General features: G+C 43.5%; 22 protein-coding genes. 12 read left to right on the plus strand and 10 right to left on the minus strand.

Translation table 11 applies throughout. The annotated features are described in order from the left end of the window. The first annotated feature begins 14 nt into the window (after positions 1-14). The 4 genes from OKX00_RS16680 to OKX00_RS16695 are packed head-to-tail and all read left to right on the plus strand — an operon-like array spanning position 15 to position 3,189. Complete coding sequence (locus tag OKX00_RS16680) at positions 15-713, plus strand: response regulator transcription factor (RefSeq protein WP_265408098.1); 699 nt, start codon at positions 15-17, stop codon at positions 711-713. A gap of 1 nt (position 714) precedes the next feature. Beyond that, complete coding sequence (locus tag OKX00_RS16685; RefSeq protein WP_265408099.1) at positions 715-2,085, plus strand: HAMP domain-containing sensor histidine kinase; 1,371 nt, start codon at positions 715-717, stop codon at positions 2,083-2,085. Between the two features lie 43 nt (positions 2,086-2,128). After that, on the plus strand, positions 2,129-2,554 hold the full coding sequence (locus OKX00_RS16690) for a GNAT family N-acetyltransferase (RefSeq protein ID WP_265408100.1): 426 nt from the start codon (positions 2,129-2,131) through the stop codon (positions 2,552-2,554). 38 nt (positions 2,555-2,592) lie between these two features. Next, the gene (locus OKX00_RS16695; RefSeq protein ID WP_265408101.1) at positions 2,593-3,189 is read left to right on the plus strand and encodes a YczE/YyaS/YitT family protein; all 597 of its coding nucleotides are present in this window, start codon (positions 2,593-2,595) and stop codon (positions 3,187-3,189) included. A 111-nt stretch (positions 3,190-3,300) separates the two neighbouring features. On the opposite strand, the gene OKX00_RS16700 is transcribed toward OKX00_RS16695, so the two are convergent. Then, complete coding sequence (locus tag OKX00_RS16700; protein ID WP_265408102.1) at positions 3,301-3,567, minus strand: hypothetical protein; 267 nt, start codon at positions 3,565-3,567, stop codon at positions 3,301-3,303. Positions 3,568-3,687: 120 nt separating this feature from the next. Here OKX00_RS16700 and OKX00_RS16705 point away from each other — a divergent pair, with 120 nt between their 5' ends. Next, on the plus strand, positions 3,688-4,977 hold the full coding sequence (locus tag OKX00_RS16705) for a phytoene desaturase family protein (protein ID WP_265408103.1): 1,290 nt from the start codon (positions 3,688-3,690) through the stop codon (positions 4,975-4,977). 10 nt (positions 4,978-4,987) lie between these two features. Further along, on the plus strand, positions 4,988-5,851 hold the full coding sequence (locus tag OKX00_RS16710) for an RNA polymerase sigma-70 factor (RefSeq protein ID WP_265410567.1): 864 nt from the start codon (positions 4,988-4,990) through the stop codon (positions 5,849-5,851). Between the two features lie 142 nt (positions 5,852-5,993). On the opposite strand, the gene OKX00_RS16715 is transcribed toward OKX00_RS16710, so the two are convergent. After that, positions 5,994-6,263 carry a hypothetical protein gene (locus tag OKX00_RS16715; protein ID WP_265408104.1) on the minus strand — a complete coding sequence of 90 codons (270 nt, stop codon included), beginning with the start codon at positions 6,261-6,263 and terminating at the stop codon, positions 5,994-5,996. A 114-nt stretch (positions 6,264-6,377) separates the two neighbouring features. On the opposite strand from OKX00_RS16715, the gene OKX00_RS16720 reads away from it, so the two are divergent. Next, positions 6,378-7,121 carry an alpha/beta fold hydrolase gene (locus OKX00_RS16720; RefSeq protein ID WP_265408105.1) on the plus strand — a complete coding sequence of 248 codons (744 nt, stop codon included), beginning with the start codon at positions 6,378-6,380 and terminating at the stop codon, positions 7,119-7,121. Positions 7,122-7,327: 206 nt separating this feature from the next. Here OKX00_RS16720 and OKX00_RS16725 read toward each other — a convergent pair whose 3' ends face one another. Then, positions 7,328-7,696, minus strand: a complete 369-nt coding sequence (locus OKX00_RS16725; RefSeq protein ID WP_265410568.1) for a VOC family protein — start codon at positions 7,694-7,696, stop codon at positions 7,328-7,330. Between the two features lie 140 nt (positions 7,697-7,836). On the opposite strand from OKX00_RS16725, the gene OKX00_RS16730 reads away from it, so the two are divergent. Next, positions 7,837-8,358, plus strand: coding sequence for a YfiT family bacillithiol transferase (locus tag OKX00_RS16730; RefSeq protein ID WP_265410569.1), 522 nt, complete (start codon positions 7,837-7,839; stop codon positions 8,356-8,358). Positions 8,359-8,469: 111 nt separating this feature from the next. Here the strand turns inward: OKX00_RS16730 and OKX00_RS16735 are convergent, their stop codons facing one another. The 5 genes from OKX00_RS16735 to OKX00_RS16755 form a co-directional block, all read right to left on the minus strand. Next, positions 8,470-9,135, minus strand: coding sequence for an O-methyltransferase (locus OKX00_RS16735; protein ID WP_265408106.1), 666 nt, complete (start codon positions 9,133-9,135; stop codon positions 8,470-8,472). Positions 9,136-9,306: 171 nt separating this feature from the next. Further along, positions 9,307-9,513 carry a hypothetical protein gene (locus tag OKX00_RS16740; RefSeq protein ID WP_091008911.1) on the minus strand — a complete coding sequence of 69 codons (207 nt, stop codon included), beginning with the start codon at positions 9,511-9,513 and terminating at the stop codon, positions 9,307-9,309. Positions 9,514-9,524: 11 nt separating this feature from the next. Next, on the minus strand, positions 9,525-9,869 hold the full coding sequence (locus tag OKX00_RS16745; protein ID WP_265408107.1) for a helix-turn-helix domain-containing protein: 345 nt from the start codon (positions 9,867-9,869) through the stop codon (positions 9,525-9,527). A gap of 786 nt (positions 9,870-10,655) precedes the next feature. After that, complete coding sequence (locus OKX00_RS16750; RefSeq protein WP_265408108.1) at positions 10,656-13,871, minus strand: DEAD/DEAH box helicase; 3,216 nt, start codon at positions 13,869-13,871, stop codon at positions 10,656-10,658. Positions 13,872-14,077: 206 nt separating this feature from the next. Next, on the minus strand, positions 14,078-14,617 hold the full coding sequence (locus tag OKX00_RS16755) for a GNAT family N-acetyltransferase (protein ID WP_265408109.1): 540 nt from the start codon (positions 14,615-14,617) through the stop codon (positions 14,078-14,080). Positions 14,618-14,999: 382 nt separating this feature from the next. Here OKX00_RS16755 and OKX00_RS16760 point away from each other — a divergent pair, with 382 nt between their 5' ends. Continuing rightward, complete coding sequence (locus OKX00_RS16760) at positions 15,000-16,526, plus strand: FAD-dependent monooxygenase (RefSeq protein ID WP_265408110.1); 1,527 nt, start codon at positions 15,000-15,002, stop codon at positions 16,524-16,526. Between the two features lie 80 nt (positions 16,527-16,606). Here OKX00_RS16760 and OKX00_RS16765 read toward each other — a convergent pair whose 3' ends face one another. After that, positions 16,607-16,774 (minus strand): hypothetical protein, encoded by a 168-nt coding sequence (locus tag OKX00_RS16765; protein WP_265408111.1) that lies wholly within the window; start codon positions 16,772-16,774, stop codon positions 16,607-16,609. Positions 16,775-16,932: 158 nt separating this feature from the next. On the opposite strand from OKX00_RS16765, the gene OKX00_RS16770 reads away from it, so the two are divergent. Then, positions 16,933-17,796 (plus strand): phosphotransferase family protein, encoded by an 864-nt coding sequence (locus tag OKX00_RS16770; protein ID WP_265408112.1) that lies wholly within the window; start codon positions 16,933-16,935, stop codon positions 17,794-17,796. Positions 17,797-17,824: 28 nt separating this feature from the next. Here the strand turns inward: OKX00_RS16770 and OKX00_RS16775 are convergent, their stop codons facing one another. Then, positions 17,825-18,553 carry an SGNH/GDSL hydrolase family protein gene (locus OKX00_RS16775; protein ID WP_265408113.1) on the minus strand — a complete coding sequence of 243 codons (729 nt, stop codon included), beginning with the start codon at positions 18,551-18,553 and terminating at the stop codon, positions 17,825-17,827. 245 nt (positions 18,554-18,798) lie between these two features. Here OKX00_RS16775 and OKX00_RS16780 point away from each other — a divergent pair, with 245 nt between their 5' ends. Both OKX00_RS16780 and OKX00_RS16785 read left to right on the plus strand, forming a co-directional pair. Further along, entirely contained in the window at positions 18,799-19,749 is a 951-nt protein-coding gene (locus OKX00_RS16780) for a nucleoside hydrolase (protein ID WP_062239320.1), read from the plus strand. 400 nt (positions 19,750-20,149) lie between these two features. Beyond that, complete coding sequence (locus OKX00_RS16785; RefSeq protein WP_265408114.1) at positions 20,150-20,914, plus strand: MerR family transcriptional regulator; 765 nt, start codon at positions 20,150-20,152, stop codon at positions 20,912-20,914. Positions 20,915-21,050 lie beyond the last annotated feature (136 nt).

Genomic DNA, 21,050 nt, shown 5'->3' on the forward strand with positions numbered 1-21,050 from the left:
ATTTGGAGGCAGATATGAAAGAGCGCATTTTAGTCATAGAAGATGAAGTACAGATTGCGAAGATGCTGCAAATTGAATTAGAGCTTGAAGGTTATGACGTTCTCGTTGAACATAACGGAAAATCCGGCCTTGCTGCAGCATTACAGGAAAAAATAGATTTAATTCTGCTGGATATCCTGCTCCCCGGTTTAAACGGGATGGAAGTGCTGAGGAAAATCAGGAACGCCGATCCACATGTTCCTGTGATTCTTTTAACAGCCAGGGATTTAACACTTGATAAAGTATTGGGATTGGATCAAGGGGCGAATGATTATATTACCAAACCTTATGAAAGTGAGGAATTGATGGCGAGGATCCGTGCTTGTATCCGCACTCGTCCATTGCTGAAAATTGAAAATAATATTGATGAGGAAACGCTGTTGACTTTGAAAGATTTAACCCTAAATCCTGCTACACGGGAGGTCATGAGAACCGGAAAATCCATTTCATTGACTCCAAAAGAATACGATTTACTATTTTACTTGTTGACCAACAAAAATCAGATCGTGACACGGGAGTCTATTATCATCAATGTGTGGGGATATGAATATGAAGGGGATACAAACGTTCTTGATGTATATATGCGTTATTTGCGAAAGAAAATAGAAAGCGGATTTGACGAACCGCTCATCCATACGGTAAGGGGCGTAGGCTATATCGCCAGGGAGAAATAAAATGAAGATTACCACGAAGATTAACCTGTATACTACAGCTTGGCTGCTTGCTATTCTTTTACTCATAAATGGAGTTGTCTTTTTTTCCTTTATGAAGATTACCGTAAATATGGAAGAGCAAGCTGTCCATCAGAAAGCTCACTCCATTATTCAAGTACTGAATAAGAAACCAGGTCATGTTTACTCTGATGAAATCCTTACTTCCTATTTAACCAATCACTCTTTCATTCGTATCATTGATGCCGAATCAAAGGTTATTAACCAAGTAAGAAATGATAAACATCTCAATAAATTCAAGCCGCATTTTTCTAAGAAGACAGAATCAAATCTGCATATCATACATGAAGAACAGGGCGAAGAACAAATCTTAATTGTCCGTGTGCCAATTACCAGTCAAGGCAAGGTCACAGGTACGATTGAAATCGGGGAAAGACTCCTTGGGCTTGAAATGCGCAAGGATATATTATTATCCATCTTAACGTTCTGTACTGTCATCGCCGTCCTATTATCATTGCTTGGCGGGAGATGGCTGTCCAATGTAATTATGAAACCCATCTCTTCTATGATCAAGACAATGGAAAACATTGAGCAAAGCGGTGTCCCGCAGCAGCTTGTTATCAATACCGAAAAGAAGGACGAGCTTCAAAAAATGGCCACCACCTTTAACCGTATGATTGTAAGGCTGCAGGAGAATCTTGAAAAGCAAAAGCAGTTTATTTCAGATGCATCCCATGAGCTAAGAACACCGCTTACAGTCATTAAAAGCTATGCCAACTTTTTGAGGAGAAGTGATGTAAAGGACCACAGATTGTCTAAGGAAGAAGCAGCGGAAACTATCTATTCGGAGGCTACCCGGATGCAAAACATGACACAGTCCTTTCTTGCCTTGGCCACCTCCGAAATAGAAAAGAATGTCCACCTTAAGCCCATAGATCTAGGTGCAGCCTGTTACCAGGTTTTAGAGCAGATGAAAGAGGTATACCAAAGAGACATTACGTTTCAACACGATCAGCAGACCCTTTTCATTCTCGCAGATGAAGCTGCCGTGAAACAGGTACTTATTATCGTTCTGGATAATGCGCTAAAATACAGTATGTCTACGATTGATCTAAAGATGATGAAAAAAGATAACTATGCTCTGCTTACTATTCAAGATTATGGGACAGGTATTCCCTCTTCTGATTTGGAACATATTTTCGAACGTTTTTACAGGGCCGATAAAGCCCGAAGCCGAGAAACTGGAGGTACAGGATTAGGGCTTTCCATCGCGAAAAATATTATGAAACATCATAATGGAAACATTAGCATTCATAGTGAGGAAGGAAAAGGAACAGAGGTGGAGCTGAAATTTCCAATCTGGGAAATGGATTAGCGTCTTGAGTTTTTAGTATGTAAATAGAAAGGATGATGAAAAAATGGAAGCTAAACACGTGAATACAGCGGAAGAACGAGAAGATGCATTTAAGATTCGGAAAAAGGTGTTTGTCGAAGAACAAGGCGTTTCTCTTGAGGATGAATTTGATCAGCACGAGGATAACGCAGAGCATATTCTTGTAATGGACGAAGTTCAACCCGTCGGTACTGGCAGATGGCGGATTGTTGATGGCGTGGCAAAATTTGAACGGATCTGCGTACTTCCCAGCCATCGCAAGTTCGGTGTTGGTAAAATCATCATCAGCACGCTTGAGGAAAGTGCGAGAGAAAAAGGACTAACGGCTGCCAAACTGCACGGCCAGACCCAAGCAGAGCTCTTTTACGAAAAATTGGGTTATAAATCCGCATCCGGTGTATTTATTGAAGATGGCATCCCGCATATCATAATGAAGAAAAACCTTGGATAATCTTTTCCAAGGTTTTAATTTGTTTAAGGAGCTACTTCATGACTTTCAGAAAATCACTATTCTTTTCTTTAGGAATCATTGTTCTAACGCTTGGCATTTCCTTAACCATTCTTTCAAACTCCGGCACTTCTCCATATGACGCGCTTCTCGTTGGATCATTTAGAACCATCGGCCTCACGGTAGGCTCTTGGGAGATTATTATTGCCCTGTTGATGATCTTCTTAAATGCAGCTGCTAGCCGGACCAGGCCTGAATACCTGGCTTTACTGACTGCCTTGATTACTGGCGCTGGCATCGATCTCTGGCTCTTCACTCTCGAAGGGTGGCTGAAACCCGTAACGTACTTCTCTCAATTTTCACTGCTCGCTTTAGGGATGGTGTTCATTGGTATCGGAACATCCCTCTATTTACAAGCTGAATTTGCACCCATTCCTCTCGATCGACTCATGCTCATCCTTCAAAAACAAGCCGGCTGGACGATCGCTGTTTCCCGGCTGGTCATCAGTGTTGTGATTCTCTCGCTCGCCTTTCTTCTCCACGGACCCATCGGCATCGGAACGTTTTTAACCGCTTTCCTCAATGGAACCATACTCTCCTTTTTCATGCCCTATGCCATCAGACTGTATCAGACATAAATACCATCGTATTCTTTGGGATACCGCGGAAGAAGTTTCGCGGTATCAGAACCAATCTAGCCTGTACCCTGAAGGCTTGTCAGTCCAATAATTAAGGTTTTTCCCCCTCCTTTACTGCTGATATAGAGATTGAATGTTCCCTAGGTCCTGCAGCAGCAGACCTATTTCCTCCTGGCTCAGTCTGATCGGCATTGCATCATAAAGGGTGATCACCTGGCCATCCAAATCACTTTGATGTTTCTGCAGATAACCGTAAAGTTTATTTAACTGGCTGACTGACAGTGTAGATTGTGTTGTAAGATGCTTCACTTGCTGAAGCGAAAACTCGTTCATTCCCTCATCAAATTCACCAGAGATAATGTTCCCGTTCATTTGCATGTATTCCACTCCCTTGCTTCATTTTTGTTAGTTTGCCCTTTCTCAAAAAATTTTCTCTTCTTTTTGTCACAGAAGATGGCCTTTTCTCGTCTTGTTTGTAAAAGAGAAAGTGGTGATCTTATGAGAACATTTGAAACAGCGATCATTGGCGGAGGAATTGCAGGGTTAACAGCTGCTGTTTATTTAGCCAAAGACGGAATTTCAACTGTGGTAATTGAAAAAGGAAAACAACTGGGCGGCCGGGCGCAAACAGCCAAAAAAAATGGAGCCTATCTTAACCTTGGCGGGCATGCTCTCTATAAAGGTGGTGAGGGGGAAGCGATACTAAACGAGCTTGGGATTAAACCACCAGGAAGTGTGCCGGAAACGAAAGGCAGTGCCATTTGGAATCAATCTTTATATATGCTTCCAAGCAGTTTAAGCTCTCTGCTTTCCACCAGGCTTCTTTCTTGGCCAGGGAAAATGGAATTAGGAAAGCTTTTGGTCAAACTGAAAAAAATCGATGCTAAAACAATGGGAGATATGAGTTTGAGACAATGGGCAGAAGCTGAAATTAAAGATCCCATGGTCAGACACGTTTTTTACGCGTTTTGCCGAACATCAACCTATTGCATTGGCCCCGATGAACAAAGAGCTGGTGCTGTAATACAACAGGTTTTGAGAGGCATGAACGGCGTCATTTATGTAGATGGCGGCTGGCAAACCATTATTGAAGAATTAAAAGAGATAGCGGTGAAAGCGGGCGTAACAATCCTCACTCATCAATCCGTCTCTTCTGTCCTAAAGAACGATTCTTTTACCCTCTCATTGTCTAATGGGGAAACGATTAATGCGCATTCTGTACTATCTACTGCAAGCCCGGAGCAAACGTTCAGACTGATAAAAGGAGCTGAAAATACGTCTCTTTCCGCCTGGAAGGAAAGGGCAAAACCGGTGTTTGCTGCTTGTCTTGATGTCTCGCTGCACACTCTTCCGAATCAGAACCAGCAGTTCGCGATTGGAGTGGATCAACACATTTTATTTTCCAATCATTCTAGAGCGGCCCGTTTAAGTGAAGACGGTTCAGTGGTCTGTCAGCTCATTAAATATTTGGGGACAGAACAGGTGAATAATGCAATAGAATGTAAACAGGAGCTGGAACATGTATTAGAGATGCTGCAGCCCGGCTGGCGAAAGGAACTGAAAGCCTATCAATTCCTTCCGCACATTGCCGTGATGCAAGATTCCTGCGCGATGAACCATCACCTTTCCTATGGTCCATCCGTCCCGGAAATTCCTGGATTTTATATTGCAGGAGATGGCGCTGGCCATGGCGAAATGCTCGTAGATGCGGCATTCGCAAGTGCGAAAAGAGCCGCATCAGCCATTGTTCAGGAAGCTTTGAACCGCGGAATTCAAAGGGAGGCATAACGTGAGTCCGATCGATACAGAAATGCTTTATACCACACATCGCCCACTTCTTTTTTCCTTGGCGTACCGAATGCTGGGCAGTGTACAGGACGCCGAGGACATCATCCAGGATACATTTATCGCATTAAATGGAACAGAGGCCGAGCACATTCAGAATATTAAAGCTTATCTAAGCAAGATGGTAACCAACCGCTGTATCGACCGGCTGAAGTCTGCTCGAAAGAAAAGAGAACAGTATGTTGGAGAGTGGCTGCCCGAGCCGCTGCTTACAGAGAACACCCAAAGTGAAGATCCGGCCCATCAAATGTTCTTGAAAGAATCAGTATCTATGGCTTACTTGCTTCTGCTTCAGCAGTTGTCGGAAACAGAGCGAGCGGTGTTTCTCCTTAAGGAAGTCTTACAGTACAATTATGAGGATATTGCTGAAATGGTTGGCAAAAGCAGCACGAATTGCCGGCAGATCTTTCATCGGGCGAAGAAAAGCATCGGTCCCTCTGAAGAAAAGAAAATAACGAAAAAAGGAGCGTCACTCACAGAACAGTTCTTTCGTGCACTCACTTACGGAGATACCGATACATTGCTCAGCCTGTTGTCAGTTGACGCTACCCTGGTGACAGACGGAGGCGGAAAAATAAAAGCCGCTATCTTCCCGATCCTTGGAGCAGACCGCATTTCACGCTTTTACCAAAGCATTTTGCCAAAGCTTCCGAAAGATGTCAGCTATACCCTTACTACGGTAAACAGCGAACCTGGAATGATTTTAACGGTTGGCGGGCGTGTCTATGCTGTCATGTCCCTTCATATTGAGAATAATAGAATTCAAAACATCTACTCGGTCATGAATCCCGATAAACTTACTCATATCTCTGCCTAAAAAAAGACAGCTTTCTCACAAGAGAGCAGTCTTTTTATCCTTGCTTATGAATCCCCCGTTCGAGCCACAGCTATGACCTGACCCATTCTGCAGGAGCATTTTGATTTTTGATGGGGCTGTCCTGAAAGTCGAAAATTGACCTTCAGGCAGCCCCTTTTTGGCTTGAAAAATCTTCAATGAAAAGTTGAGTGAAGGGGAAGATGCGAGACTCCTCGAAAATGAACTTCACATTTTCTTCGTGCGATAAAACGCTGCCGGAGTCTTCCTTGTCCTGCGGGACTAGCGTGACAGGTGAGACTCCCGCAGGCGCTAGCGCCAAAAAGTAGGCGTTCACGCCGGTAAGGCTCACCGCACGCCCCGCGAAAGTAGGAGCTCGCGCCGGTAAAAGCGAGCACCCTGGAACGGAAATCAACAGCTTACAGACTTCTTGGACAGCCCCTTTTGTTGTCAGGATTACAGTTTATGTTCATACTAACAAGGTATACTAGAACAACTTCCGAATCTGGAGAACACGTGGAGGATTTACTTGAATAAGAAACTGAAGCTTGTCCTTATCATTTTGTTTATCTTGCTTGTTGTCTATGCCGGCGGCTTTTTCATCTGGACGCAGGAGACCTTTAAACCAACCGCTCAATTGAACCAATTAGTGGACGTAAAAAATGAGGTCCAGCATAAAGACGGCCTGTATATTTTCAAACCGAAAAACAAGGCACCAAGGGATGGTGTGATTTTTTACCCTGGAGCTAAAGTTGAGCCAACCGCCTATTCCTACTGGGCGAAAAAGGTAGCTGATGCCGGGTATCTCGTTGTCATACCGGAAATGCCGCTGAACCTGGCTCTACTCGGCAAAAACAAAGCCGAAGAGGCGATGAAAGCTGATCCTGATATTAAGGAATGGTATATCGCCGGCCATTCACTGGGCGGATCAGCAGCTTCCGCTTATGCCTTGAAACACCCACATAAGATTAAAGGTATGATCTTCCTTGGTTCCTATACAACGGAAGGTTCAAATTTATCGAAAGCCCACTTCCCTCTTCTTTCTATCTATGGAGAACGAGACGGCTTAACCACAAAAGCTAAAATCAACGGCAACAAATCGTTTAATCCGGCTGACACCACCTACTATGAAATCAAAGGCGGGAATAATGCCCAGTTTGGCATGTACGGTCCTCAAACCGGTGACAAAAATGCAAGTATCTCCAACAAGAAACAGCAGGATCAGGTGATCAAAGAAATCCTATCCTGGCTCAATAAAGAAAACCGGCACTAGTCACAGTGCTGGTTTTTTCATGGGGCTATTGGACAGAACAAGATCCGCCTGTTGATTCGGCCTTACGGTTTTAAGATAATAATCTTCCGCCGGCCAATATCGATTTTGGAATTTCGTAATGTTTTGCGTTCTTTCGTCTTCGATTCAACTCTAGGTGCCAGGCACCTGAATTACACACTTGTGTAATTGGGGTGCCTGGCACCATATCACGCTAGGGTCAGCTGCCAAGATACGCCGAACTTGTCCGATGTCCAGCCAAACTTCCTGCTAAATGGATAGGAGCCTAGCGGCATTAAGACTTGTCCGCCCTCTGACAATTTCTGAAATACTCTATCAATCTCTTCTTCTGTTTCACAGGTTACATACATAGAGATGGAAGGTGTAAAGGTAAATTCATGCTTCACACTGCTGTCGATACAGAGAAACCGCTGCCCGTTTAAGCTGAACTCCGCCTTCATCACTGAACCTTCTGCTCCTCCCTCATTTGCACCGTATCGAGTAATCTTCGTAATCTCTGAATCATCAAAGAGTGAAACATAAAAGTTCATCGCTTCCTCTGCTTGACCTTCGAACATTAAAAAAGGTGTTACTTTGGACACTTCCACTCAACTCCCTTCATATTTAAATTAACGAACACTTCAATCCACAACCTGCAAGCTTATGTATAATAGTAATAGATGACTTTCTACTAAGTTAAGTGAGGGTGTAACGAATGATGATAGATTTGCGCTATCCGGTTGGCTTATTTGCACTAGATCAAGACATTACAGAGAAAAAGATTGAAAAATGGATCCATGACATTGAATCAGCGCCTAATCAACTGAAAGAAGCAGTTAACGATCTTACAGAAGAACAATTGGATACTCCTTATCGTCCTGGAGGCTGGACAGTAAGGCAGGTTGTCCACCACTTGCCTGATAGCCACCTTAACAGCTATACACGCTTTAAACTGGCGCTCACAGAAGAGAATCCCGTCATCAGGCCTTACAAGGAAGATCAATGGGCCAAGCTGCCTGATTCTAAACTCCCGATTGCGTTTTCCATTCAATTGCTGGAAGCTCTCCACGAACGCTGGATCGTACTGCTTAAATCGTTAACCACTGCTGATCTTGAAAAGACCTTTACTCATCCCGATTCCGGAGTTGTATCACTAGCGCAGAACATCGGGTTGTATTCCTGGCACAGCCGTCATCATATCGCTCATATCACGTCGCTCCGCCAGCGGTCAGGCTGGTAAATAAATGGCCAATGATTCATTCGTTGGCTGTTTCTTCTATACTAAAGAACTCTCTCCTCTTTCTATTGTTTGTCAGTGCTAATTTCCGAAGTTCGATCATATGTGCTTCCCTCACTCTTTTACTATGCCAAAAACAAACCCATCGTAGCCTTTGCTTCCTACCGTCTGCATCGCTGTCGCTTCGATCCTCGGCTCATTGGCCAACAGATCCATCAATGCTCGTGAACCCTGAACACTGGAATCCTGACTGTTGCCATCCACTACTTTTCCATTACGCACTACGTTGTCCCCAATGATTACTGTACCTGGCTTGGAAAGCATCAGCGCCCACTTTAAGTAGTTAGGGTTGTTTGGCTTATCAGCATCAATAAAAATAAATTCAAAAGAAGAGAATCCTTTTTCCTTCAGCGTTGGCAAAGATTCAAGGGCAGGACCTACAAGCACTTCAATTTTGTGGTCCAGTCCTGCTTTCCTGATGTTCTCCCTCGCTACATCTGCATGCTTTTGGCTGTATTCCAATGTAATGAGCCGTCCATCTTCCGGCAGCGCACGTGCCATCCAAATACTGCTGTAGCCGCCAAGCGTACCAATTTCAAGAATGTATTTTGCTCCTTTTAACTTGGTCAGCAGATAAAGAAACTTCCCTTGACTGGGTGAGACATCAATTGACGGTAAACCAGCCTCACTGTTGGCTTTCAGAACATAATCTAAATCCGGATCAGCTCCATGAAGCTTTGAGCTGAAATAAGCATCGACATTACTCCACGTTTCCTCCACTGCGCTCTCTCCTTTTATCCCATTATATATCTACAAATCTTTACTTTCGCTGTCATCCCTGCTTTTCCTTCTGCAGGAGCGATATGTTATTAACCATTGGCTGGCATTTGTCACAGCCATTGCTACGGAATCACTTTTTCATTAAAAACAAGACTGCTTCATGCACCCTTCTTAATTGTAATTCTTGGATTCAATCGCTTTGACCAGCCTGATCAGCCAATAAAGGGCAATCCAGGGAAGAATATAGGCCGTTAAAAAGGGAACAAAATTATAAAAAGCAAAATGAGCATCTATCCCCATTCTCTGAAGAGCAAAAATCACAATGACAAAACCTAAAATAACAAGAATTATGGTCTTAGCATTTCTGCTCACTGCCATGCATCCACCTCCTATTGCTTAATTGATTCTATTTCAATGATCAAAGATTGCGTTTCTCTCTGCCATTTATCAACTGCTTTTTTGGGGAAATACACCGTGCTCCCCACTTTAATAAATGGAAGCTCACTCTCAAGGTCATCTCCGCTTTCTAGTTGAGGACCCAGTTTCTTAACTTCTTCTGCAGTTAACCCTAGATATTCCGCTAACTCCGACTGTGTTAATAATTGCTTTTGAGCAGTTTCCCCGGTAGTTGTATGGATTGCTTTGGGGCTAAGTGCGTCAGATATGAACCAGCTTCCCGCTGTGATTCCTATGGCTAAACAAATAATAGACAATGCAACTGAATGATTTTTCATGCCCGCCCCTAACCTCCAACTTTAAAAAACTTTATGCATCCTTTCATTTTAACTATACATTTTTTTGGAAAATTTTTCTATAAAAGTTGAGGATTAAAATCTTAAAAAAAGTTATTGATTACTTCTGTATAACGTTTCGGCTCTTCCACGCTCGGCGCATGCCCGGATTTCTAAAACTCCACGAAGGCTGCTTTCTGGATCAAACTGGCCACTTCTTTTCCTTCCTTTGGAGGAATAAGAGTGATCTAGACGGGCTACGGTGGGCGGTTTTGGTCGTTACTTGCGGGTTTGACTGCTTTACTTGCGGCTTTGGCTCGTTTACTTGCGGTTCGACAGAGTTTACTTGCGATTTCACACCCGTTACTTGCGATTCGACAAGAATTACTTGCATATCACGTCATTTTCATAAAAGAATATACAATAAAGGGGCTGTCCAGAAAGTCGAAAATTGACCTTCAGGCAGCCCCTTTTTGGCTTGAAAAATCTTCAATGAAAAGTTAATTGAAGTGGAAGATGCGAGACTCCTCGAAAATGAATTTCACATTTTCTTCGTGCGATATAACGCTGCCGAAGCCTTCCTTGTCCTGCGGGACTAGCGTGACAGGTGAGACTCACGCCGGTGCTTGCACCAAAAAGTAGGCGTTCATGCCGGTAAGGCTCACCGCACGCCCCGCGAAAGTAGGAGTCCGCGCCGGTAAAAGCGAGCAGCCTGGAACGGAAATCAACAGCTTACAGACTTCTTGGACAGCCCCTTCGTTATTAGCATCAGCGTCAGAAGTCATCTTTCTATAGCATCAAAATTTCCCGAATATCTTCTTCAGTAAGGGATGAAGCCGGCTTCTCCCCAACGCCAATAATCTCTTCAATGAGATCTTTCTTTTTCTCTTGCAGTTCATTCATTTTTTCTTCGATTGTACCTTGGGTAACCAGTTTGATGACCTGGACAGCATTGGTCTGCCCCATCCGATGGGCACGGTCAGCTGCCTGGTCCTCGACAGCAGGGTTCCACCATATATCATACAGAATGACCGTATCAGCACCCGTCAAGTTAAGGCCTGTCCCTCCCGCTTTCAAGGAAATGAGAAATAGATCACGTTCACCTGAATTGAATCGATTGCATAGCTCCACCCGTTCCATGGAGGGAGTTTGTCCATCCAGATAGAAAAAAGGAAGGCCTTGGTTCGCTAATTCCCTTCCTATGAGCTCCAGCATTTTCGTAAATTGAGAGAAGATCAGCACCCTTCTTCCTGATAGCTTGGATTCCTCTACAATCTGCATGAGCTGCTTAAATTTCCCTGATGTCCCTTTGTAACTGTCTACGAATAAAGCGGGATGGCAGCAAATCTGCCGTAAACGCGTCAAACCAGCAAGGATTTTGAGGCGATTTTTCCGAAGTGTATCTTTGTCCAGATGCTTTAGTGTGTCGTGCCGCAGCTTCGCCAAATAGGCTGCATACAGTTTCTTCTGTTCAGGAAGCAATTCAACTGATTCCATGGACTCCGTTTTTTCAGGAAGTTCCATCAGGACATCCTCTTTTAACCGTCTCATCAAGAATGGAGAGATTCTTCGTGTAATGGTTTTCTTTGGAAGATTACTAAATTCCTTTAATCCGCGCAATAGCTCAGGAAAGACAACATGAAAGATCGACCACAGTTCTTCCAGCGAATTCTCCACTGGTGTACCTGTAAGCGCGAATCGATGATCTGCCTGGATCTTCTTCACAGCTCGTGCCGTTTGCGTCACAGGATTTTTAAAAGCCTGTGCCTCATCAAAAAATACCGTGTGAAAGGCTTGTTTCTCATACCACCCGATGTCCTTGCGCAACAAGGGATAAGAGGTGATGATAACATCATGAACCAATGCTTCCTTAATGAATGCTAATCTCTCTGCTTTACCGCCATCAACCACAACAGATTGTATGTCTGGAGCGAATTTTTTCAATTCACTCAGCCAGTTGTACGTCAAAGAAGACGGGCAGACAATTAGGACCGGAGACTTCTTTTCACGAATATCCTGAAGCACCGATACGATGAATGTGATGCTTTGAAGCGTTTTTCCCAATCCCATATCATCAGCAAGGATCCCGCCAAATCCATACCTGGCAAGTGTTTTCATCCATAAGTACCCTTGTTTTTGATAATCTCGCAAGATCGGTTCCAAGTCTCCAGGGACCTCGAATGCCAAGCTGCCCGGATTTCGCAGGTTTTCCAAAAATTCAAGGAAAGATTTCTCCAAATCAAACGTACGATCCTCAGCAGTATCAAGCATTTGCATTCCCTGAATGAAGGGTAGATCGAGGCCTTGTTCCAGATCATGATTTGGAACAGGCAAGGCATACAGAAAACGTTGAATTTCTTCAAATTCCCTAGTTTCTAATGAAAGCAGCGAGCCGTTTCTCAAACGGTAATATTTTCTTTTCTCCTCTAGTGCTAAAAGAACATCTCGTATTTGTCCTTCAGGAATGCCATCGATATCAAATTTGAATTCCAGCCAATTGGTCCGTTCTTTTTTGAGCTTTACTCTAATCTGCGGCCGTGCATTCTCTCTGAAAATACGATTTCTCACAGAGGTGGTTGCATAGATTTGGGCGATCTTTTGGAGTTTAGGAACAACATGATATAAAAACTCATATTCCAGCTCTTCATTATGCAAAAAATATCCGCCATCTGTCTTGGCAAACGAGCTTTCTTCCATTAGCCTGAGTATCATTTCCTCTTTCTCCACATCTCTGATAAGTTTGGAGTTTTCCTGAAGATCACGCCTGACCAATGGATCAATGACGATATTTTCATAATGAAACTCCAGCCCGGCAAGGAGTCGATTCTTCACGCGATCCAAGTATAGTTTGGCTGTTAACGGTATCTTGGCAAATTGCTCGGTGATTGCACGAGATACGTGAACTTCCCCGAGGCGTTTCAAACCTGGAATGACTTTTTCTAAAAAAATCCCCATCTGCTTCTGAGAAATCGGTATGACATTCGTTCTTGATGCATCCAGCATTCGTTTCAGTTCTGAAAGGCGTGAGCAGTCATCACTTTTTAACTGAAACAGTTTTCCCTCTGAAAGGACAGAGCGATAGGAATGTAGCACGACCATCTGACTTAGTCCTTCAATCTTCAAATGATAGTTCTCCCCTTGCGACTCTCCAAAGTCAAACTGTAGAGACAGCGGTTCTTTCGATGTCCGAAACCTTCTATACGTGTTGCCATACTCCAGCTTTACAATTGGTGCTTTCTCAAGCAAAGGCAACAGCATGTCCCAAGAAGAAGGAGTGATAAATAAGGTGTTGTTATGAGTAACGTCGTTCGGCCGGTCTAACAGTTCATCGATATATATCTGTTCATCATGCATGGCTTTTATAAGCTGTTGAAGTACCGCATCGTTTTCCATTTGAAAGCAATGGAGGCTCGGATCAAATGTGAATGAAAGGGAAAGCGGGCTGATACTCCCTTCTTTCACACGTTGAAGAAAATCCCGGATGTGCTGCACTTTAACCGGACCGATTTTCACCTCTAGGCCTAAAACGGTTTGTCCTTTGCTTACTTCCACGGGTTTGCAGGTAAACTCGACATCAAGCACTTGCCTTTTTTCAAAATGAAGCTGATGCCTGCTTGATCGCTTGTGCTGATCATTAAAAAGTGTCAGAAAATCTTCTGTCAGTTCTTGATTTTCCAGAGATACAGAAAGATGTCGACCGGAAATCAGAGGAACTGTCTCTTGTTGCTGGTGATGGTATATCGCAAGTAAAACGGCTGCAACGTGCTGACAATCTTTTTGAAAAGAAGCCAGTGTCGGACAACTGCACTCAGACCGAAAGCCTCCGTTCATTTCCCTTTCAATGGTGACATGAAAATCCTGTGTTCCTGTAACTGCAGCTTTACAAGCATCCATACTGTAACTTTCAAAGTACACTTTATCCGCTCGATAAAAAGAGTCTCCTTTTTTGAAGGAGACCGTACCGCACTTTTCTTTGATGATGCTATGGTTGAGTTTGATGTTCAAATGTTTTGGCCCCTTCCTCAGGATGTTTCGACTCTGCTAGTTATATGATAGTAAAAATCCCGAAAATATGCGAGGTTTTATCAATCAATGACTCCACCTATACGGCTTTACCTATGAGATGATAAAATGGTTTTTTGTTTGTATCATCAAAAAAAAGAGCTAATCAATCTAGCTCCTCTCCTGCAGCACTGCTATTCACCCATAGCTCAATAAAGATAACCTAATAAATCAAGATTCCCTTCACTCCAATTGGTCATGCCGATTTGCTTAATCATTAATTCATCAATGTGTTCAGTACCTATACCATTTGTAACTTGGGTTTCATGATTAATTTGCATCCATTTGCATTTATTTCCAACTGATTGATATCCATTTCTTAAATATAAGTCCATGTTATCTGCAAATAAGAGTATAAAATCAATATCGCGTCCCTGAGAAAACCTATCAATTTCTAAAAGCAGCCTCGAACCAATACCCTGTGAGCGGGCGTTTTGCGAAACACACAAATCAATTATACCGAGTATTTTTAGGGACTTTCCGTTTAAATTCATCACTCTGTAATCGAGTCCTACATGTCCTAGGAGTTGACTTTCCTCGTTAAAAGCTAGAAATCTAAAATGCGGTAACTGCTTAAAGTAAATTCTATTCGTTGGATAGACATCTGGAAAACTGCCATTTAATAATTCTTGTATACGCACCGAAAGATCATTAGTAATATCATATTCAAATACTTTATTTATTTTCAAGTTACCTCTCCCATACCAATATTTTCGTAATAACAATTCTACAAATTGTACTTTCATACCTTCTTCTACATGACAAAATCAACCTAGGGAATAAGGTCGAAAAAAATATAAAGAAAGCCATGCAGGAGAAGTCAGATGGCGATTCACCTGTCAAATGGCATGCTGTTTCAGGTAAACAAAAAGCAATAGAGGGTCTAAACGACAGAAAGTATTATGTAGCCCTTGTCATCCCAAGGGATTTTAGTCAAAAACAGATCTCTATGCAGACTCCTTCCCCTTCTTCATCCACGATTCAAATCTTAATCAATCAGGGGAGGAACAGTTATGCTTCCCCTAAAGTGAACGAAAAATCAAACAGTAATTCTGAAAGGAGACCGATGATATGAATCCTCAAGTCTTGATTGTAGGGGCAGGTCCAACAGGGCTTGTCCTGGCCCTTCAGCTCTTAAAAATGGGGATCCCATTCCGCATTATTGAAAAACATTCCGGACCTGGTGAAGCATCTCGAGCATTGGTCGTCCATGCAAGAATTTTAGAGTTTTACCGTCAATTAGGCATTGCGGATGAAGTGGTAAGTCTCGGCATTCCGATGAAATCCGTTCATCTTCGTGAAGGAACGAAAGAAAAAGCAGAATTCAAGTTCAGCGATATTGGCAAGGACATCAGCCCTTATCCTTTTGCCTTAAGTTTTCCTCAGGATGTCCACGAACAATTTCTAGTGGAACAGCTTAAAAGGGCTGGCGTCACCATTGAGTGGAACACCGAGCTGGTTTCTTTTACGGATGACAGCGAAGGAGTCCGCACCGTTTTGAAGAAAGACGGTATGGAGGAAACCGCTGAATTCCACTATTTATGCGGATGTGACGGCGCCCACAGCACCGTACGAAAAGGGTTGGGCTTCGACTTTGCAGGTGGAACGTACGAACAGCTTTTTTATGTGGCTGATGTAGAGTCATCAAATAAAGAAACACAGGACCGCTCACTTAAAGTACATCTCAGTGAAAGGGGGTTCTGTTTGTATATGCCGGTCAGAAGTACGGGAATGATCCGCCTGATCGGCATCATCCCCCGTGAGCTTGAGCAGTCCACGTCGATTACATTCGATGAGATCCAGCCTTACGCTGAAAATCAGATTGGTTTAAAAGTTGATAAAGCCAATTGGTTCTCAACCTATCATGTTCATCATCGGGTCAGTGAGCATTTTAGAAAGGGCCGCTGCTTTATAGCTGGAGATGCCGGCCATATTCATAGTCCTGCAGGCGGACAGGGAATGAACACCGGTATAGGGGATGCGGTTAATTTATCGTGGAAGCTTGCATGGGTTCTGAAAGGCAAGGCAGACCCTGAGATCCTTGAGACGTATGAAACAGAACGGATCGCCTTTGCCCGCACACTCGTCTCAACAACCGACCGTGCCTTTCAAATGATTGTAGGACGCAATACTCGTAACCGCCTGTTCCGTACGGTGTTGGTTCCCTATGTCGCTCCATTGCTGCTTGGTTTCACTGCCGCACGCAGGGCTGCCTTTAATACCGTGTCACAAACACGGATCGAGTACCGTGACAGCGCACTGAGCAAAGGTAAGGCCGGAAAAGTTCATGGAGGCGACCGCTTGCCCTGGATTCAGACAGAGAGCGGCAACAATTTCGATCCGCTGAAAACAATGGACTGGCAGATTCATGTATACGGTGAAATTCATCCGGAAGTTCGGGAATATGGTAAAAGCGCAGGCTTTGCGATTCATACCTTTGTGTGGCAGCCTGAAATGGAGGATGTTGGCCTTAAGCAGGATTCCTTATATGCTGTCCGGCCGGATGGGTACGTTGCTCTTGCGGATGGTACACAAAACATAGAGAAACTGAAGCAGTTTTTTGAAAAATTCAGGATTCGTTCCTTAAAGTCGACATAAAAACGAAGAGGGGCTGTCCAAAATTCGAAAATTGACCTTCAGGCAGCCCCTTTTTGGCTTGAAAAATCTTCAATGAAAAGTTAATTGAAGTGGAAGATGCGAGACTTCTGCGGGACTAGCGTGACAGGTGAGACTCCCGCCGGTGCTTGCACCAAAAAGTAGGCGTTCACGCCGGTAAGGCTCACCGCACGCCCCGCGAAAGTTGGAGCTCGCGCCGGTAAAAGCGAGCAGCCTGGAACGGAAATCAACAGCTTACAGACTTCTTGGACAGCCCCTCTAATTTTGATAGGTAGAAGGCTAAAAATGGATGCACCCCGATTGATCTTTAAACTTAAAAATTATGAAACATTTAGCCTGGAATCTGCTACTCTTTAAATAGATACAAACAACAAAAGGAGTTCGGATCATGGATACGGATAGGATTGTGAAAGATTTATACACCCAAGGGATCATAGAATCAAAAGATGCCGTCTACGAACCTTTGAGCGGAGGAACGACCAGTACGATCGGATTACTGCGTGATGGAAGCGGAAAACAATGGGTGCTTAAGTTCAACGAACCGAATGTTATTCATGCAGAGGCGGAATTCTTGAATGAATACGAGAATATTCCTTTCCTGCCCCGTCTCGTATACAAAGACCCTGCGAACCGATTCATCGTCTATCCCTTTCTTGCAGGAACGACAGACAGTTCCGGGACGCACAAAACAAACATCTTGTCCTCCCTCGTCCAGCATGTGCTCAATTACTATCAACCTTTTTCTGAAGCAAATGGATGGGGATACAGGGACGACCTTAAGCATTCCAGAGAACAATTTTTGGAGGACGAAATATGTTCAGTCAAAGAAATTATTCATTCTGGGCTGCTTGAAAATGAAGATTACGAGCTTATCGCTGAACTTGCTAAACTTAGGTCCCAAAGCAATGAATCCGAACTCACTTATTTGCTGCATGGAGACTGCGGGTATCATAATTTCCTGTTCTCAGAGCAGGAGCTCTCTGGTTTAATTGATCCTCAAACCTTTATCGGCCACCCGCTCCACGATCTTGTCTTTGCTTTTTGTTCTACCGCAAACGAACTTACACAAGAAACGATTATTCCTGCTGCAAAGCAATTAAAGATGTGGAATTACGATGAACAAGTCCTCAATGAGGAAGTGCTGCTCGGTCTTTTCACACGGCTGGCCAGAAGTTCTCAGCATCACCCTGCAGACTTGCCCGAATATTTGAAGGCATGGGAGAAATGGAAAGTACTCGTCTCACCTGCATAAAAAAGAGGACCTCGGTCCTCTTTTCCCCTTACTTCACATCCTTTTTTATCACCCTCCAAAACTCTTTAGCGATCACTTTATATCCTTTGATGTTGAGGTGGTTATCTTCCGGATTGGGCATGTATTTCTGGAAATGTGGATCGATGGCTCCACCTGTCGGGACATATGAATCGCCATTTGATACAGCTGCCTCCTTAATAGCAGAATTCAATGCGTTATTCAAAGGAACTAAGAACGCTTGGCTATCCTGATCATAATAAGAGAAAGGATTGTAATACCCCATCACATATACATGCACATTTGGATTTAGCTTATCGATTGCCTGAAGGATAAACTGAAGGTTGGCACTGGCCGTCGCAATTCCTTCAGAAGCATGTGCTGGATCGGTCATCAGTTTGCGAAAAAGATCATTTGCCCCAATATTGATCGTAATATGGGTTGCTTCTTTAATCTCCTTCATCACGTCTGAATTGTTTAAAACCTCCTCTTTCAGCTGTTCTGAAGTATAGCCTGGGACACCAAAATTATCATAATCTGTTAGCTTCACGTGGGATCTTTTAAAATAGCTTTGAATAAAATCCGGATAGCTCTTGTCAATGTCACCATAAGGCGTCATTCCTGCGGCTATTGAATCTCCTAACGCGACATACTCAACCTCCCTATTTTTTTGTTCTTCCTGATGGTCGGCATAGGCGGTCAACGGGGCAAAAGAGAACAAAGTACTCGCCGCCAGCAATGCGGCAAAAGATTTTTTCATTCAATCCTCTCCTCTTTAAGGGTTACCCATTCTTTATGAAGCGATTAAATGGAAGCGAGCCCGCAGGATCCGTTGTCATTCCTCCTATGAATCAGGCATTGACACTTTAGAACAGGCACCTAGGACACATTCTCTCCTATCAGACTTTTTTCCTTTAAAGATAAGCCTAAAGTCCTCCTCCATTTTACATTCTTTTACATATCCTCCAGTCATATGTTGTAAAAAACATTTAATTAGGTGATACCATGGCCAAAAAGGTTTTGCTTTTTGCGGATGTTGGCATCGATGACACGATTGCCTTAATTTACGGGTATTTAAGTAAACAGGTGGATATTATAGGAGTGGTCGCAGACTACGGAAATGTTCCCAGGGTAATGGGATTGCGCAATATTACGTATCTGGTAAATCTATTTAATATTTCCCAGCATACAAAGGTCATACTCGGTGCTGAAAAACCGTTGACAGGAGAAGATCCCATCTTTTATCCGGAAGTGCACGGAGAGTACGGCTTGGGATACATCAAACCTCCCCAACAGCTTCCCTCTCAAGGTTTCACTGAAAACTTTTATGACGTTGTCTCACTCATCAACCAGTACCCGGGTGAATTGACGATTGTTAATACAGGCAGATTAACTTCCCTTGCCAGCATGTACATCCTATACAATGACGTGATGAATAAAGTAAAAGAAGTGTACATTATGGGCGGTGCATTTTGGGTGCCGGGCAATGTTACGGCTGTTTCCGAAGCGAACTTTCACGGAGATCCTATTGCCGCAAAAATCGTTCTTCACTATGCCAATAATGTAACGATTATTCCCCTGAATGTAACAGACCGGGCCATCGTCACACCCCAGATGGTCGATTACATTCAGTCTAAAGGAAAAGCTAAAATTATTAAGCCTCTGCTCGATTTTTATTATGAGTTTTATAAGAAGCGCAATCCCAGTATTAAAGGAAGCCCGGTTCATGATGCACTCACTCTGATGGCAACTCTGCATCAGAACATGTTCTCGTTTCGTCATCTTCCTGTATACATTGATACGAACAGCGGGGTGACAAAGGGACAGAGCATCGCTGATATCCGGCCTTATGCCGATTTGAACAATGGTGAAAAGAAACATCGTATTGCGTTCGATTTTATTTTTTACTGGTTCTATCATGACTTCATGTCTGTCATGACAGGAGAACTCATGTAGCTTTTCACTCTACCCTGCTCTTTTTATCCTGAGCAGGTTTTATTATTGTTAAAGGCTTTTTTCGTAACCTTTGTTGCCCTTGGGAGTGGTTGATTTCCGTTTTAGGCTGCTCCCTTTCCGCGGGGCGTGCGCTGAACCCCTCGGCGCAAGCGCCTGCGGGTTTCCCCTGTCACGCTCGTCCCGCAGGACAAGGAAGGCTTCGGCAGCGTTATATCGCACGAAGAAAATGTGAAATTCATTTTCGATGAGTCTCGCACCTTCCGCTCCAATCCACTTGTCAATGAAGCTCTTTACAAAAATGTTCCCAAAGCAACAATCTTTTAGAAATGAGCCTTTTAAAAGCAGGTTTGACATTGACGCTGCGTCAAGGTGTACATTTAGGATGTCAGGAGGTAATCACATGGAATATACGGTGCAAAAGCTGGGAAGACTGGCCGGAATCAGTACGAGAACACTAAGGTATTATGATGAGATTGGCATCCTTAAGCCGGCAAGGATCAATTCTTCAGGTTACCGGATCTATGGCCAGCCGGAAGTCGACCGTCTGCAGCAGATTTTATTCTACCGGGAGCTCGGACTCAGTCTGGAAAAGATTAAGGAGATTATGACTGACCCTTCCTTTAACGGGACTGAGGCTCTTAAAGAACACCGTGAGAAGCTCCTTGACAAGAAAAAGCAATTGGAACTGCTTATTACGAATGTGGAAAAAACGATTGCTTCATCTGAAGGGAGAATGACGATGACAGATCAAGAAAAATTCGAAGGCTTTAAACAGAAGCTCATTGATGATAACGAGAAACAATACGGAAAAGAGATTCGTGAAAAATACGGTGATGATATGATTAATCAATCCAATGAAAAGCTGAAAAACATGACGAAGGAAGATCATGATGAAGCAAATCATTTGGCGGACGAACTGAAGACCTCTTTAGCTGAAGCCTTTAAAACAGGGGATCCTGCTGGAGATCTTGCCCAGAAGGCGGCAGAACTTCATAAGCAATGGCTCTGCTTTTACTGGAATGAATACAGCAAAGAAGCTCATGCAGGCCTGGCGCAAATGTACGTGGACGACGAACGGTTCAAACAGCACTATGACAAAGACCAGCTGGGGACTGCTGAGTTCTTGAGAGATGCGATTCACATTTATACGGGAGTAAAAAAATAAGGAAACAGCCCATCTGCACGGTTCAGGTGGGCTGTTTTTTTTATGCCTGAATGGCCTTGAATGAGTTCCATATTATTCCATATTCTTGATGTAAAGTATTTATATCCTTTAACAATTAAACAAAAACAAAACAATA

Source organism: Fictibacillus sp. KU28468, assembly GCF_026153615.1.
Classification (GTDB): Bacteria; Bacillota; Bacilli; order Bacillales; family Fictibacillaceae; genus Fictibacillus_C; species Fictibacillus_C marinisediminis.

Coding starts and splice junctions, on each gene's coding strand:
- OKX00_RS16695 (WP_265408101.1), top strand. CDS start 2,593: ATGACTTTCAGAAAATCACTATTCTTTTCTTTAGGAATCATTGTTCTA.
- OKX00_RS16725 (WP_265410568.1), bottom strand. CDS start 7,696: ATGTTCGAAGGTCAAGCAGAGGAAGCGATGAACTTTTATGTTTCACTC.
- OKX00_RS16785 (WP_265408114.1), top strand. CDS start 20,150: ATGGAATATACGGTGCAAAAGCTGGGAAGACTGGCCGGAATCAGTACG.
- OKX00_RS16680 (WP_265408098.1), top strand. CDS start 15: ATGAAAGAGCGCATTTTAGTCATAGAAGATGAAGTACAGATTGCGAAG.
- OKX00_RS16770 (WP_265408112.1), top strand. CDS start 16,933: ATGGATACGGATAGGATTGTGAAAGATTTATACACCCAAGGGATCATA.
- OKX00_RS16775 (WP_265408113.1), bottom strand. CDS start 18,553: ATGAAAAAATCTTTTGCCGCATTGCTGGCGGCGAGTACTTTGTTCTCT.
- OKX00_RS16780 (WP_062239320.1), top strand. CDS start 18,799: ATGGCCAAAAAGGTTTTGCTTTTTGCGGATGTTGGCATCGATGACACG.
- OKX00_RS16685 (WP_265408099.1), top strand. CDS start 715: ATGAAGATTACCACGAAGATTAACCTGTATACTACAGCTTGGCTGCTT.
- OKX00_RS16700 (WP_265408102.1), bottom strand. CDS start 3,567: ATGCAAATGAACGGGAACATTATCTCTGGTGAATTTGATGAGGGAATG.
- OKX00_RS16740 (WP_091008911.1), bottom strand. CDS start 9,513: ATGGCAGTGAGCAGAAATGCTAAGACCATAATTCTTGTTATTTTAGGT.
- OKX00_RS16760 (WP_265408110.1), top strand. CDS start 15,000: ATGAATCCTCAAGTCTTGATTGTAGGGGCAGGTCCAACAGGGCTTGTC.
- OKX00_RS16745 (WP_265408107.1), bottom strand. CDS start 9,869: ATGAAAAATCATTCAGTTGCATTGTCTATTATTTGTTTAGCCATAGGA.
- OKX00_RS16730 (WP_265410569.1), top strand. CDS start 7,837: ATGATAGATTTGCGCTATCCGGTTGGCTTATTTGCACTAGATCAAGAC.
- OKX00_RS16705 (WP_265408103.1), top strand. CDS start 3,688: ATGAGAACATTTGAAACAGCGATCATTGGCGGAGGAATTGCAGGGTTA.
- OKX00_RS16690 (WP_265408100.1), top strand. CDS start 2,129: ATGGAAGCTAAACACGTGAATACAGCGGAAGAACGAGAAGATGCATTT.